The sequence below is a fragment of the Hymenobacter sp. FMD4 genome (assembly GCF_058932745.1).
Map to the genome: position 1 here is coordinate 249,220 of NZ_JBZYWH010000003.1, position 14,906 is coordinate 264,125.

The 14,906-nt window shown below is 61.6% G+C and carries 9 protein-coding genes; 5 read left to right on the top strand and 4 right to left on the bottom strand.

Annotation, left to right across the window (positions count from 1 at the left end; all coding sequences use genetic code 11):
* The first annotated feature begins 200 nt into the window (after positions 1–200).
* Positions 201–1,709: a M28 family metallopeptidase gene (locus tag AC5FXY_RS04920; RefSeq protein WP_493555522.1), complete on the top strand. Its 1,509-nt coding sequence runs from the start codon at positions 201–203 to the stop codon at positions 1,707–1,709.
* Between the two features lie 90 nt (positions 1,710–1,799).
* Here AC5FXY_RS04920 and AC5FXY_RS04925 read toward each other — a convergent pair whose 3' ends face one another.
* The 3 genes from AC5FXY_RS04925 to AC5FXY_RS04935 form a co-directional block, all read right to left on the bottom strand.
* A complete protein-coding gene (locus AC5FXY_RS04925) occupies positions 1,800–3,467 on the bottom strand; it encodes a T9SS type A sorting domain-containing protein (RefSeq protein ID WP_493555523.1) in 1,668 nt (555 codons plus the stop codon).
* Positions 3,468–3,601: 134 nt separating this feature from the next.
* On the bottom strand, positions 3,602–5,302 hold the full coding sequence (locus tag AC5FXY_RS04930; RefSeq protein WP_493555524.1) for a T9SS type A sorting domain-containing protein: 1,701 nt from the start codon (positions 5,300–5,302) through the stop codon (positions 3,602–3,604).
* A 112-nt stretch (positions 5,303–5,414) separates the two neighbouring features.
* Positions 5,415–8,753: a class I SAM-dependent DNA methyltransferase gene (locus AC5FXY_RS04935; protein WP_493555525.1), complete on the bottom strand. Its 3,339-nt coding sequence runs from the start codon at positions 8,751–8,753 to the stop codon at positions 5,415–5,417.
* A gap of 349 nt (positions 8,754–9,102) precedes the next feature.
* On the opposite strand from AC5FXY_RS04935, the gene AC5FXY_RS04940 reads away from it, so the two are divergent.
* From AC5FXY_RS04940 to AC5FXY_RS04955, 4 genes are all read left to right on the top strand, one after another.
* Complete coding sequence (locus tag AC5FXY_RS04940; protein ID WP_493555526.1) at positions 9,103–9,729, top strand: hypothetical protein; 627 nt, start codon at positions 9,103–9,105, stop codon at positions 9,727–9,729.
* A 280-nt stretch (positions 9,730–10,009) separates the two neighbouring features.
* Positions 10,010–11,782: a DUF885 domain-containing protein gene (locus tag AC5FXY_RS04945; RefSeq protein WP_493555527.1), complete on the top strand. Its 1,773-nt coding sequence runs from the start codon at positions 10,010–10,012 to the stop codon at positions 11,780–11,782.
* Between the two features lie 379 nt (positions 11,783–12,161).
* Positions 12,162–12,506: a thioredoxin domain-containing protein gene (locus AC5FXY_RS04950; protein ID WP_493555528.1), complete on the top strand. Its 345-nt coding sequence runs from the start codon at positions 12,162–12,164 to the stop codon at positions 12,504–12,506.
* 147 nt (positions 12,507–12,653) lie between these two features.
* Positions 12,654–13,433, top strand: a complete 780-nt coding sequence (locus tag AC5FXY_RS04955) for a YdcF family protein (RefSeq protein ID WP_493555529.1) — start codon at positions 12,654–12,656, stop codon at positions 13,431–13,433.
* A 45-nt stretch (positions 13,434–13,478) separates the two neighbouring features.
* Here the strand turns inward: AC5FXY_RS04955 and AC5FXY_RS04960 are convergent, their stop codons facing one another.
* Positions 13,479–14,879: an NAD-dependent succinate-semialdehyde dehydrogenase gene (locus AC5FXY_RS04960; protein ID WP_493555530.1), complete on the bottom strand. Its 1,401-nt coding sequence runs from the start codon at positions 14,877–14,879 to the stop codon at positions 13,479–13,481.
* Positions 14,880–14,906 lie beyond the last annotated feature (27 nt).

Here is a 14,906-nt window from a genome sequence, read left to right on the forward strand (position 1 = left end):
GAAACTGACGCAGCAGCTATAGGTAAGTAAGCGCTGGATAGGTCAGCCAATGACAAGGTAATGCCTCAGCCTTGCGGGATGCCGTTACATCGACGGTAGCCAGCGGTGGAAAGCCAGTGTCCTGCGTAATGTTACTTTGCAGGTCCAATGCCGTAATGGTACATATCGTTCCGGTGCCTTTACTGCTGACCTTTCTACTTATGAAACTTCGTTTCTTATCGGCGCAAGCCTGCCTGGCAGTTGGCCTCGCGTTAGCACTTGTGCAGCCCTTACAGGCTCAGAAAAAACCAAAAGCGGACCGCAAGGCCAATTCCAAAAACGCCGAGTCGGCCATTCGCGAAAGCGACATCAAGCGCGACCTGTTTGCCTTGGCCTCGGACAAATACCGCGGCCGCGAAGGTGGCACGCTCGATGAGCTAAAGGCCTCCGTGTGGCTGGCCGAGCAAATTCGCAGCATTGGTCTGGAGCCAGCTGGTGACGATGGTACCTACTTTCAGTTTTTCCACTTGCAGCGCACGCGCCTCACCAAGGCCAGCCGGCTAAGCATCGGCACCCACGAGCTGCGGCCCAACCAGGATGCACTGCTGTTTGCGCCCATGAATGCGGCCGTGAAGGCGCCGCTGGTGTATGTGGGCACTGGCACGGCTGCAGAACTAGCCAAAGTAGACATCAAAGGCAAAGCCGTGGCGCTGCAATTCAGCGGCAATCCGCCTGCTGACCTGAGCTTCCGCCGCTTCCTGAGCCTGACGCTGCGCGACAAGTCAGCGGAGCTGCTAAAGGCCGGGGCGGTGGCGGTGGTGTTTGTGGCTGATGCGCGGGCCCAAGATATTTACGAGCACTGGGGCCATACCTACGAGCGGGGCCGCTACGGGCTGCCCGGCGACGCCAATACCAAAGTAGTGGATGGCCAGCCGGTGCTGTTGTTGCCCGAATCGGCCAAAACTTGGGTGCAACAGGCCGGCCAGCAGTTCGTAGCTGATCTGCGGGTAGAGAGCTTTCTGTACCCCTCCGTGAACATTGTGGCCCGGGTACCCGGCACGGATGCGCAGCTCAAGAACGAAAACGTGCTTTTCAGCACCCACCAGGACCACGACGGTGTGCGCCACTCCGTTGCCGGCGACTCCATTTGGAACGGTGCCGATGACAACGCCACGGGCTGCGCGGCCCTGCTAGCCATCATGCGCGCCTTCAAGCAGCAGCCCGCCCGCCGCTCGGCCTTGTTTGTGTACCACGGCGCCGAGGAGCGCGGCCTGCTAGGCTCCCGCTATTACTCGGCCACGCCCACCGTGCCGCGCGAAAGCATTGTGGCGGTGCTGAATGCCGAAATGATGGGCCGCAACGTACCCGACTCGGCCGCGCTCTTAGGCTCTATCCCGCCGCACCGCAACTCCTTGGACCTCGTTAACTTGGCCCTGGCCGCTAACGACGCCGGCCCGAAGTTCAAGCTGGATCAGAAGTGGGACCAGGCCACGCACCCCGAGGGCTGGTACTTCCGCTCCGACCACCTGCCGTACGCCCGCCTGGGCATCCCGGCCGTGATGTACACCTCATGGCTGCATAAGGACTACCACACGCCCAAGGACGAAGCCGACCGCATTGATTACGGCAAGCTCACCCGCATGACGCAATGGATGTACCTCACCGGCTGGGCCGTGGCCAACCGCACCGAGCGCCCCGCGCCGGAGCCGGGCTTTAAGCTGGAGCGGTAAGCGGAGTTGAGGTGACTACTGCTTCAAGAAAACCAAGCGCCTGCCTTTCAACTGAAAGGCAGGCGCTTGGTTTTCTTGAAGCAGTGGAGCTTATTCCACCACCACGCGGCCTGTGTACTGCCGGCCCTGCGCATCGGTGGCGCGCAGGGTGTAGGGGCCAGGCTTCAGGCCGCTTACCGATAATGAAGCTGCAGTCATAGAGACCTCGCGCACCACGCGGCCCAGCGCATCCACGAGTTGCACGCGGGTGCCGGCGGGTAGGGCGGGCAGGTGCAGCTGGTCGTGGGCAGGGTTGGGATAAGCGCTGAGAGCAGCCGTACGCCTAGGCCGGGTAGCTAGGGCGCCGTTGCCAAGTCGGGCTACGAACGTATTGAAGGGAGAGGTAGTGCTGAGGCTATGCGGCCCAAATGAACATGTGGCAGCAAAATGGCCCAGCACAATGAGGTCCCCACTGGAGTTCAGGCCCATGGCACTGGCATAGTCAGTACCTGACCCACCGGCTTGCTGTACCCAGCGTAGGGCACCTTGAGAAGTATAAGCTGCCACCGCCACGTCGCTGCTACCAGCGCTGGTAAGGGTGGTTGGACCTAGTTGGCCTACGTTGTTAAAACTACCACACACATAAGGGTTGCCGGCAGCGTCCAAGGCAACATCCCGCCAGATATCAACGCCAGAGCCACCGAACGTGTGGGCCCAGGCCACGGCGCCTAGGGCGGAATACTTGAGGAGAAACCCATCAAACTCGCCAGCGTGAGCTAGCGGAATACCGCCGACGGTGACGGCACTGCCCACGTAGCCGACCAGGTAGAGGTTACCTGCCGCATCCGTTGCGCCATTGTAGTTGCGGTCATCTTCAGCCCCGCCAAACCGCTGCGACCATTCCAAGGCACCTTGCGGACTGTAGCGCGCTACCAGAACATCATTGAAACCAGCGCTGGTGAGCGTGGAAGAACCTACCGTAATACTTTGATCGAAGTGATTGTGCAGGTACGTGGCACCGGAAGGAGTCACTGTCAGCTTGGGGTAGCGCAGCAGCCTGGCCCCGGTAGCGGGAACGTAGTTGTAGGCGGGCACCAACGACAGAACCGTCCCGCTAGCTGGCTCTAGTCGGGCAATGTATGCACCGTCGGTGAAGCTGCCACCGGGGGCGGAGATGGTTTGGCCCCCGATGGTGAAGGTGCCGGAGAAAATACCAGCGACGTACAGATTGCCAGCCGCATCAGTGCCGATGCCACTGGCCGAACTGCCCGACGTACTGGTGAGTGCACCCTGTTGCGCCCACTCAGGAGTGCCTTGTGGCGAATAGCGGATAATAAAAGCGCGGGGACCGGTGCCGCCTACCAATGAAAGGTTGTTGCCCAGCGCAATGGTGTTCGAAAACAACCCGGTTATGTAAGCGTTGCCGGCCCCGTCCAGCGTGACACCCAGGGCCAGATCAAGACCCGCGGAGCCCAAATGACGCACCCAGGCCACGGCTCCAGCGGGCGTGTACTTCACCAGATATGCGTCGCTGAAGCTGCTGCCCTGGTTGGTGAGCGTGGTGCTGCCGATGGTGGCTGTCGCCCCGGAAAAGCTGCCCACCTGGTACAGATTGCCGGCCGCATCCACGGCGGCGGCACCAGTGCCGGTGCCACCTGGCCCCACGGCAGTGGCACTAAGCCAGGCGGGAGTCGTTTGGGCAGCTGCGCCGACACTAAGGCCGATACCTATGAGAGTCCCGACAGCGCGGCCAAACCAAGTGTTGGTAAAAAGATTCATGAAAAGGTAGTTGTGAAGAAGACTATACAAGGCAAGCGGTGCGGATGGCGGTTAAGCACCCTAGGCGCGCTGTGTTGGTGCAGTGCCCCTTTCTCAGCGGGGGATAAAGGTTTCCTAACAACACAAACAGGTGCTTATTCCACCACTATCCGGCCAGCGTACTGCTGGCCCTGCGCATCAGTGGCGCGCAGGGTGTAGAGGCCGGGGGTGAGCCCATGCACTGATACCGAGCCACCAGCCACGGCCACCTCGCGGGCTACGCGGCCCAGCGCATCCACGAGCTGCACGCGGGTGCCGGCGGCTAGGGCGGGCAGGTAAAGCTGGTCGTGGGCGGGATTGGGATAGGCCGTGAGCAGACGCAGCCCTTTAGGAAGCGTAGTGGTTGTGGGCTGAGCGCCTAGGCGCACCACAAAATCGCTGCTTTGATTAGGGACAGTAGGGCCGGCAAGGATGATACTGCCGAACTGCGCCGAGCTGTAAAAGTAACCGCTTATGGAAAGCTGGTCGGTACCATTGGCTGCGACATACCAAGCCGACTCATCGTCGGGAGCATTGGAGTGACGAAGCCAGCGCATGGTGCCCTGGGGCGAATAACTAACTACCAAGGCATCTGAACGGCCTTGGCTGCTGGTGAGCGGGGAGGAGCTCAGGGTGGCGCTGCCCCTAAACTGGCCTACGACGTAGCTGTTGCCTTGGGTGTCCGCCGAGACGTCCTCATAAACGGCTGCGGTACTGGCTTGAAGCGGACGTATCCAATTGATGGCGCCCGTACCGGCATTAAGCTGCACCAACGCGGTATAGTAACTGCCGCTGCCGGTGAGCGTTTGGCTTCCAACGGTGGCCGGGCCGGCGCCGTCGAAGCGCACGGTGACCAGCAGGTTCCCCTGGTTGTCGACGGCCGTTGGATTGGCCGCATCCATGCCGGCACTACCAAACTGCTGAGCCCAGCGGGCAGTGCCTTGGCTGTCATACATCACCACGGCAGCATCGCGGGCCCCGTACGCCGGAGCTGGGGACAGAGAGCCAAAGCCACCCGTACCCGGGTTTATCGCCCAGCTCAGAAAACAGTCGCCGGTCGGGCTCACGGTCAGGTGGTGGCTGGAGGATTGCAAGGAGCCACTGGCAGGAAAGGCTTGGTAGCCGCCTTGGCGTGCCCAGAGCGTCGTACCGTCGGGTGCCAGCTTGAGCAGGTAAAGGGAGCTGCCATTGGGCGAGGACATGGGAATGCCGCCGAAGTTCTGGGTTCCTGAGAAAGAGCCAGTCAGATAAAAATTGCCGGTCGCATCCATGCCCATACCCATCAAGCTGGAATTGCCCGACGGGCCGGCGGCGGAACCTCTGATATCAACCAAGTGCAGCCATTGCACCAGCCCCTGGCCATTCAATTTGGCCAAAAACTTTCCACCTATGCCCGAAGAGGAGTTAATGCGTGTACCGGCCAACTCGGCGTAAGCACCGTCAAAGCTGCCCGCCAGATACACGTTGCCGGCATTGTCGGTGGCTAGCTGCCACACGTTCTGGTAATCGGGGCCGCTCAGATGCCGAACCCATAGCGGGGTACCATCGGGGCCGTACTTGGTCACGTAGGAATCAGAGGCGCCCTGGTTGGAGAGGGCAAGCCCCGACGCGAACGTAACCGGCGCCCCGAAGAAGCCAGCTACGTAGGTGTTGCCGGCGGCATCAGTCATCAGGTCGTAGTTGCTGACCAAGCTGCCGGTGATGGCCCGCGCCCAGCTCCAGGAGGGACCTGCAGTCTGAGCCTGGGTACTGAAGCCAGCAAGTAAGCCGGCAAGTAGGCCGGCGCTGCGCCGGAGAAGAAGGGTAGAAAGAAGCATATAGCGTGACTAAACATGTAAATGGCCCAAGCGGCGTGGGCATCCGCCAACCACCCCCGTTTTGCCTGCGGCAAAACATCCCCTCCTCATCTGAGGAGGGGAGTTTGTTTCATCAGGCCATGAAGGCGCCTTCGGGCGTTTCGCGGACTAGGGCCAGGGCGGCCAGCGTGGCCAGCAGGGGCTGCACCTTCTCGGGGCGGAGGCGCTTGAAGCGGGTGGCGAGCTGGGCAGCGGTGAGGGGCTGCTCGGCTTGCTGGAGGGCGTCGCGGAGGGCCTGCATCTGCTGGGCCAGCTCCGGGGGCCAGGCCTGGGGCGCTTCCCCGGCGGGGGCTTTGGCAGCGGTGGCCTGGGCGGCGGCTTCGGGCAGGGCCAGGGCCGACTGCTGCTGCCCGGGCGCCTGGTAGCTGGGGCGCAGGTAGCGCACGTGGCCCTGCTGCTCTTCGCGGGCGCGCTCGTGGTTGAGGCGCACCAGGCGCTGCAGCAGCTCGGCTTCGGGCAGGTCGGCGGGCCAGCCGTAGGCTTCGGCTACGGCGGCATCGAGCTGCTGGTGCAGGCTGAGCACCACGGCGGCCAGGCCCTGCTGGTGCACGGTCTGGTCTTTGGCCGTGAGGGGCTGGCCGGCGCGCAGCTTCTCCACCACGTTGTAGAGGTCGGTGAGGGTAAGCGTGGGGTGCTGGGCTTGCTGGCGCTTGCGGTGGGCGTCGAGTTGTTCGGCCAGGGCGCGGATGGTCGCCTGCTGCGCGGGCGTGGCGGCGGGGAAGGGGAATGGGTCGAAGCAGCGCGTCTTATCGTAAACCGGGTCGTTCCCAACTCCAAGTCTACTGCCTGCTGCTAATGCCCAAGTAATATGGATTCGACTAGAAATAACGCCTAAATGGTAAGCATCCTCAGAAGCAAACACCACAATCTTCTCATCAGGCAAAACAGCTTCATGCAAGAAGACAAAAAATCTCTGCCTTGAAACGCGAGTTGTTGCTATGTATCGAGGGAGCCCAACTAAGGCTTCGCGCAGTCTGGGATTAGGCTCACCAAAAAGCCACCACTTTTCTCTTCTAGACGCTCTATTGTTCTTATCACGCTCTGGCTTAACCTTTTCATAAACGTGCTGATAAACCTGCGGGTATTCTTCGATAATTTGACTTGTACTCATGCCATATAAATCAATGGCGAACATATCTCTAGACTTTTGAGCTAGGTCACGGCCGTTCAAATAGGGACGTATTCGTTTCTCGAGGCCCGGCAATTTTCCTAAGCCCAAGTTGGTGGCTTCGTTTCCACTCACCAGAAATCCTCCGCCATAAAGCCCAAACCCGACATTTGCTATAGACTTATTGGCTTTTAGATTTCCTGCGGAGTCGATGTTCACGCCTACTGAGAAGTCAGCGTTAATAGACCCTTCTGTTTCTGCTAGATCTACTGCGTGCGCGTCGTCTTCATCGGTGGCAACTTCCTTTACCACCCGCATCAACTTGCCCACCGCCGTATCAGTGCGGCCTACGCTCATGGCAATCCGCACGGCGGCTCCTTGTGTGCTGTCAACCCAAGGGTGGTCGGCAATGGCGTAGGTGAGGTACAGCGGCGGGGTGGCGTCGAGTTGCCGCTGAATCAGGCGGCGGTTAAAGGTTTGGGTAATGGAGTTGGTGGTGATAAAGCCGAATGATTCGGCCTTGCCCTGCCGGACAGTTTCTGCGGCTTTCTCCCACCAGTACATGACCAAATCGGCCGATTCTGGCACCACGCCTTTGTAGGTTTTGCGCAGGGCTTCCACGTAATCAGCGCCCAAGGCGCCGCGCATGGCTTTGTCGCCCACGAAAGGCGGATTGCCGATGATGAAATCCGACTGCGGCCATTCGGTAGGTCGGGCGTTCTGGAAACCGGTTTCGTAAGTCAGCACCGCGTCCTGCTGGCGGATGTTCTGGTACTCGTCCAGCAGCGGCTCGCGGAGCTGGGTGGCGCCGTGGGTGCGCAGGTGCCATTGCAGGTAGCCGATGCGCAGCACCACGTCGGCAATGGCGGCGGCGCGCGGGTTCAGCTCCAGGCCCAGCAGCTGCCGCGGCGACACGGTGGTGCCGCCGCCGAGGTCGAGCAGGCCGGTTTGGCCGAAGGCGTTGATGGCGGCCAGCACCTCGCCTTCGAGGCGTTTGAGGTGCTCCAGGGTCACGTAGAGGAAGTTGCCGGAGCCGCAGGCGGGGTCGAGGATGCGCAGGCTGGTGAGGCGCTGCAGAAAGCGCAGCAGCTCCTGGCGGGCTTCCTTGGCGTTGCCTTCTTCCAGGCGGCGGGCCGAGGCGGCCTGGGCGGCCGTCCACTCGCGGCGCAGCGGCTCGAGCACGGTGGGTAGCACCAGGCGCTCCACGTAGCGGCGCGGGGTGTAGTGGGCACCCAGGGCGTGGCGCTCCTTGGGGTCGAGGGCGCGCTCCAGCAGCGTGCCGAAGATGGCGGGCTCCACCTCGGTCCAGTCGGCCTGCGCCGATTGGAGCAGCAGCTCGGCCTGGTCGGCATTGAGCGGCAGGGCGGTGGCGTCGTGGAAGAGCTTGCCGTTGAAGCGGCGCAGGCGGGCTTTGAGGTCGGGGGAGAAGCCGCCCGTGTCCATGGTGCGCCAGAGGGTGCTGAGCGCATCGGGCAGAAACTCCAGCAGCTCGGGCGTGCCGTACTGGCGCAGCATGCCGGTGAAGGAGGCTTTGGGGATGAGGCCGGTGTCCTCGGCGAACATTGTGAACAGGCAGCGCATCAGGAAATGGGCCACCACGTCGGTATCGTGGCCGGCTTTTTCGAGCTGGGCCGACAGGCGGGCCAGCCGCCCGGCCAGCTCGCGGGTGACGCGGGCGGCGCGGCGCGAGGGGTCCAGCTCGCGCGGCTCCAGCCAGATGCGGCGCAGCAGCTCGCGGGTGGTTTCATCCTGCAGCGCGGCCAGCGGCAGCCGGAAGCGCGACTGGTCGGGGAAGGGCACGAAGGCGTCGCCGACCTGGGCAAAGTTCGAGTACACGTCGATGCAGAAGCCCACGTCGACGACGAGCAGGAACAGCGGGCGGGGCTCGTCTTGGGGGAGGGCGCGCACGTAGCCGAGGGCCTGCTGGCGGGCCGTCTGCATCATCTGCTCCCACTTCACGGAGCCGCGCAGGGCGTGGCCCTTGCGGCGCTTTTCGGCGGGCAGCCCCAGTTCCTGGCGGTCGATGATTTTTTGCTGGTCGGGGGAGTCGGTGCCCTGCTTGGTTTCGAGGATAAAGCAGCCGCGCTTGTAGAGGTCGATGCGGCCGGTGCTGCGCTTCTCGCCGTCGGAGCGGAACTGCACGGCGCGCTCGAGCACGTACTGGTCTTGCTGCGGATTGTCGGTGGTGGGGTCGGGCCGCGGGACGCCCAATAGGTCACAGAGGTCTTGGAGGAACAGGCCGTAGTTGGCGCGTTCGGCCCCGCCAGCCGGGCGCCAGCGGGCCTCGAATTCGGGATAAGTCAAGAGGGTAATGCTGAGGTAGAGATTTGCGGTCGGGAAGATAGGAGAAATGGCCGCTGGTGAAAAGGCGGAAGGGCGGGTTTGCCGGGTAGTTCTTGCGGCTACTGACCCGGGAGCGAAGGGGAACGGCGGCTGGCAGTAGCCGCTGTGCCTCGTTGCTGGTGCCGATAGGGAAGGCCGGTGAAGGGGCAGTGAGGGGCTGGGTCGCTGCTGCCGTCGGCGGGTAAAGGCCGTTGTTCGCTGAAGCGCACTACCATGCACATGGAGCTAAAGAACTGCTTCAGGATGCGCCGTTTGGCGTTACCTTGTAAGCCATTTTCCGGACGCGTTTGATAACACTTTTACCCTACCGATGATTATTTACGGTACCAATGGCTCGCTCGTGCGCACTGAGCCTGTGCCTGGCGTGGCCTGCCCGGCCTGCACCAATGCGGAGCACATGCACTTCAGCGTATTCAGCCGCTACGCCCACGTTTATTGGATTCCGCTGGTGCCCTACACCAAGCCCGTGGCAGCCGAGTGCCGACACTGCCAGAACTGGTGGAAGCTCGATGAGGTGCCCGCCGAAGCACCGGAGCTGAAACAGGCACTGCAAATCGTGAAGAAACACACCCGCACACCGTGGTGGCACTGGTCGGGAGCGGCGCTGCTGGTGCTGGGCGTGATGGGCGCCACCCTGGCCAGCTCCATGGATGAGCGCGACAACGCGGCCTACCTCGCCGCCCCGCAGGCCGGCGACATTTACACCATTCGCGAAAACGACTCCGCCAACCGCTATACCCTGCTGAAAGTGGTCAAGGCCCAGGGGAACACCGTGGATTTGGTGGCCAATGAGTACTCCGTAGATAACAACCATCCGCTGCCCAAGCTCAACTTTCCCGACCGCTACAGCAAGGAAGTGTTTACACTCACGCATCTGGACTTGCTGACGATGAAAAACACCGGCGAGCTGACCGACGTGGACCGGCCGGAAGAGTAAACTAAATGGAGTAGGAGCGGGGCTGCTCACCGCAGGAAGCAAACGGGATTTACGGCGCAGACTGCACCGCGCTGTGGCCCGATGGCAAGCACGCTCCAAGCGCAACAGCCTTTGCCGGCGGTGGGCCGCGGCGCCAGCGTCGGCCATTGAGGCGCCAGCCTTACGTCACTTGCCCATATGCACAAGCTATAATCCGTCGGCTTGCCCATTCTCACCCATGCAGCCAACCAGGCGTTTCTGTGTCCTACCTTGCTGCCTGCATTTCCCCTCAATCCACCACATGACCAACCGCTACTCCCTGGCCCTGCTGGGCCTGGCTGCAGCCGGCACCATTGCCGTCAGCAGCTGCCAGCGCAACACCGATAAGGACAATAGCACCGTCTCCGCCGCCGACGTAGGCTTCGACCGCTACAAGGAGCGTTTCATCGATTCTTTGTGGTACTACAATCCCGAGTGGTCGTCGTCGGTGGGCTTTCATCGCTACGATTCGCTGCTAGTGGTGCCCACGGCCGGGCGGCGCCAGGCCGAAACCAAGGCCTATGCCCGTTGGGAAAAGGAAATGCGCGACATCGCGCAGCTCGACAAGCTCTCGGCCAACAACCGCACCGACTACCAGCTGATGCTGAACCGGCTGCGGGCCTCGCGCTGGTACGCCGATACCCTGCGCAACTGGGAGTGGAACCCGGCGCAGTATAACATATCGGATCAGGTGGCCGAAATCCTGAACGGCCGCTACCAGCCGCTCGACCGCCGTCTGCGCAGCATTTCCTTTAAAATTCGCCGCTCGCCCGATTATTACGAAGCGGCCAAAACCAACCTGCGCAACCCCACCAAGGAGCACCTGGAGCTGGCCATCCTGCAAAACCGCGGCGGGCTGGAAGTGTTCGGTAAGGCCATGGAGGATTCCATCAGCCGCTCGGGCCTCTCGGCGCGGGAAAAAGAGGAGCTGCGCCTACGCGTGACTACCACCCGCCAGGCTATTGGTAGCTATATCAGCTTCTTGGATAAGGAGCTGCGGCCCCAGGCCAAGCGCAGCTTCCGCATCGGCAAGCCGCTCTTTGATCAGAAGTTCGCCTACGACATTCAGTCGACCTACACGGCCGATCAGGTATACCAGAAGGCGCTGCGGCACAAGCAGGAACTGCTGCGCGACATGGCCGTGCGTGCCACGCGCCTGTGGCCCAAGTACTTTGCCGGTCAGCCCATGCCCGCCGACACACTTACCCGCATTCGGCAGGTTATCGGCAAGCTATCGGCCGTGCACACCAGCCCGCAGGGGTTTGTGACTTCGGTGCGTGAGCAAATCCCGGAGCTGGTAAAGTTTGTGAACGACAAGAAGCTGCTGACCCAGGACCCTTCGAAGCCGCTGGTGGTGCGCGAAACGCCGCTGTACATGCGCGGCAGCGGCGCTGGCGCCTCCGTGTCGGCTCCCGGCCCTTATGACAAAGGCGCCGATACGTACTACAACGTGGAGCCCATCAACGACTGGAAGCCCGAGCAGGCCGAAAGCTACCTGCGCGAGTACAACCAGTATACGCTGCAGATTCTGAACATTCACGAGGCCATTCCCGGTCATTACACGCAGCTGGTGTACGCCAACCAGTCGCCCAGTATCATCAAGTCGGTGCTCGGCAACGGCGCCATGATTGAGGGCTGGGCTGTGTACTCCGAGCGCATGATGCTGGAAAACGGCTACGGCGGTGGCTCCGATGAAATCTGGCTGATGTGGGACAAATGGAACATGCGCGTGACGCTGAACACCATCCTTGACCACATGGTACACGTGGACGGCATCTCGGAGAAAGATGCCGTGGCCATGCTCGTGCGCGATGGTTTTCAGGAGCAGGCCGAGGCCACCAACAAGTGGCGCCGCGCCACCCTCAGCCAGGTGCAGCTCAGCAGCTACTTCACCGGCTACACCGAGATTTACGACTTGCGCGAGGAGCTCAAGAAAAAGCAGGGCAAGGACTTCGACCTGAAGGCATTCAACGAACAGTTCCTAAGCTACGGCAGCGCACCAGTGAAATACATCCGGCTGATGATGCTGAAGTAAGAGCCGCACCCCAAGTTCCCTTTCCCTGTCCAAGGATGGGAAGCCTGGCGCCAGTAACGATTCCGTGCAACGTTTGCGGGGCCGCCGAACTTAGTTCGGCGGCCCCGCTTGGTTAAGTGACCAGCGCTGACTGGATTTCGCCTTGACACGGATTGGTAAGTCGTTCGTCCTTATGACGATGCTTGGCTGAGGCTGTAGGGTTAACCGAGGCCAGGGTCTATGGGCCTGTGCAGTCGTGCAAAAAACAAAGTGGGAAGGGGAGCTTGTCAGGAAACAGGCGTCGTGCCCAGACAGAATAGCCCACAAGGAAGCAGGATCTAGATTATTTAATATCCGTATAGGATCGATTGCCACACTATTTATAAAATGCCCATTGCGGATGATTGTATTAGAAACCAACGACGAGGGACTGCGTCAGCTCACGCATGAGCACCTGAAGGTGTTTGCCAAATTCACTTCTGATAAGGATTGTGATGTTTGTGAACTGCTGTCGCCGCACTTCATTCGTTTTGCCGACGACCCCTCTTTCGAAAGCATCTACTTTCTGCGCCTGAACAGCGACGAAAACCCCGTCGCTCGTAAGCTCATGCAGCAGCGCGTGGCGCCGTTTTTTGTCTCGTACTGTCAGGGGCGTATTCTGGAATGCGACACCCGCACCACCGACGAGGAAGTACGGGCGCAGCTGGAGCGGCTGCGGCACTTTATGCCGGTGGCAGCGCACTAGCCAGAGTGTGGACTGCACCTGAAAAGGGTCTTGGTGCAGCTGGTGAAACCGTCCCGCTGAGCTTAGTGGCCACAACCCTCAGCCGGCGTTCTTAGCCTGTCCGCAAAAAGGAGCCGATCAACTGGGTTTTGGCCTAGCTTTGCGCCGGTGTTTTTTGTCCTGTCCAAGCTGCTCGATTTCGTGTTGGCACCGGCCCTTTGGCTGGTTGTGATGCCCGTGGCGGCCCTGCTGGCCCGTTCCTCCCTTTGGCGCCGCCGCTGGCTGATTGCGGCTGTCGTTGCGGCCGTAGTATTTACCAATCCGGGCCTGAGCAACGAGTTGCTACGCCGCTGGGAACTGCCACCCGTGCCGCTTGCCACGCTGGGCCAACAACCCCACGATGCCGCCGTGCTGCTCACCGGCATCACCGACCCCCGCCGGGGCCCCACCGACCGCGTGTACCTCGACCGCGGCGCCGACCGTTTTACCCACGCGCTTTGGCTTTACCGCGCTGGTCGGGTGCGCCGCATCATCATCAGCGGTGGCTCGGGTGCCGTGCTGGAGCAGCCCGGCGCCCGCAGCGAGGCGCGCGACTTATCAGTCCTGCTGCGGCTGGCGGGCGTACCCACCAAGGATATATGGCTGGAAGAGCGCAGCCGCAATACCCGCGAAAACGCTCAGAATACTCAGGCGCTGCTGCAAGAACGGCAGGTGCAGTCGCCGCGCCTGGTACTGGTGACTTCCGCCTTTCATCAGCGGCGAGCCATCGGGTGCTTTCAGAAAGCTGGGCTGCAGGTAACGCCCTTTCCAGCTGGCTACCTTACTATTAAGCGTCAGCCGACGCCTGCGTATTGGCTACTGCCCAGCGCCGGGGCGTTGGAGCAATGGAGCGTGCTGCTGCATGAAGTAACCGGGTACGTGATATATCGGCTGCTTGGGTACGCATGAGAAGGGCGAGAGGCCAAGGCCGGAACGTAAGCGCATCGAGCCCTCTTACTCTGCTTTGTTCTTTACTGAACCCGGCTTCTCGCCGCCAACCCAAATGGTTTTTTGATTGACAAACTCTTTGATGCCTAGGTGAGACAACTCGCGGCCGTAGCCCGATTTCTTCACCCCACCGAAGGGCATTTCTGGAGAGGACTTCACCAAGGCATTTACGAATACTGCGCCGGCCTCCAGCTCGCGGGCTACTTGCTGACCGCGCTCTTCGTCGCGGGTCCACACGGCGGCGCCCAGGCCGTAGCGGGAATCGTTGGCGAGGCGGATGGCCTGCTGCTCGTCGCGGGCGACAAGGATGGTGGCCACCGGGCCAAAGGTTTCCTCCTCGTATGCGGGCATGCCGGGCTTTACGTTGGTCAGCATCACGGGCGCAAAGCGGGCTGAGCCATGTTTAGGCTGGCCCCCCTGTAGCACCACTTTGGCTCCGGCCTGCACCGATTTGTCTACCTGTTGCGTTAGCTCATCAGCCAAGTCGGGACGGGCGAGGGGGCCGTACTGGGTTTGCTCTTCGAGCGGGTCGCCGGCGCGGAAGGCCTGCAGGTGCGCTTTCATGCGTTCGACAAATTCCGCCGAAACGCTTTTCTCCACGATGAAGCGCTTGGCCGCAATACAGCTTTGCCCGGCATTGATCATGCGGGCCTGCGCGGCGGTTTTGGCGGCTAGCTCCAGGTCAGCATCGGCTAGCACCACGAAGGCATCGGAGCCGCCTAGTTCCAGCACCGTTTTCTTGATGTGGCGGCCGGCTGCGGCGCCCACCTGGCTGCCCGCACCTTCGCTGCCGGTTAGGGTCACGGCCCGCACCCGGTCATCGGCGATGAGTGGCTCCACGGCTTTGGATTCGATTAACAGCGCCCGGAAAGCGCCCGTGGGCAACCCCGCATCGTGAAAGATTTTTTCCAGAGCCAGGGCGCACTGCGGCACGTTGGAAGCGTGCTTGAGCAGGCCCACGTTGCCGGCCATCAGGGCCGGGGCTGCGAAGCGCACCACCTGCCAGAGCGGGAAGTTCCAGGGCATCACGGCCAGCACCGGCCCGATGGGGTCGTGCGCAATGTAGCTGCGCCGAGCTTCGGTCTTGATTTCCTCGTCGCGCAGCATGTGCTGGGCGTGCTCTGCGTAGAAGTCGCAGGTGAGGGCGCACTTCTGGGCTTCGGCGCGGCCGTCAGATATAGGTTTACCCATTTCGAGGGCCATGATGCGGGCCAGCTCATCCTGCCGCTCGTGCAGCAACTCACCAGCGCGCCGCAGTACGGTGGCGCGTTCGGCAAAAGCGCTGCGACGCCACTCCTGAAAGGTTTTTTCGGCCTGCGCCAGCATGCGTTCAACCTGTGCAGGGGTGTGCGGCCGAAAGCGGCGCAACACTTTTCCGATATATGGGTTGTAGGACTCGATGGCCATGAAAAATATAATTTTGAAGGAGGTCAG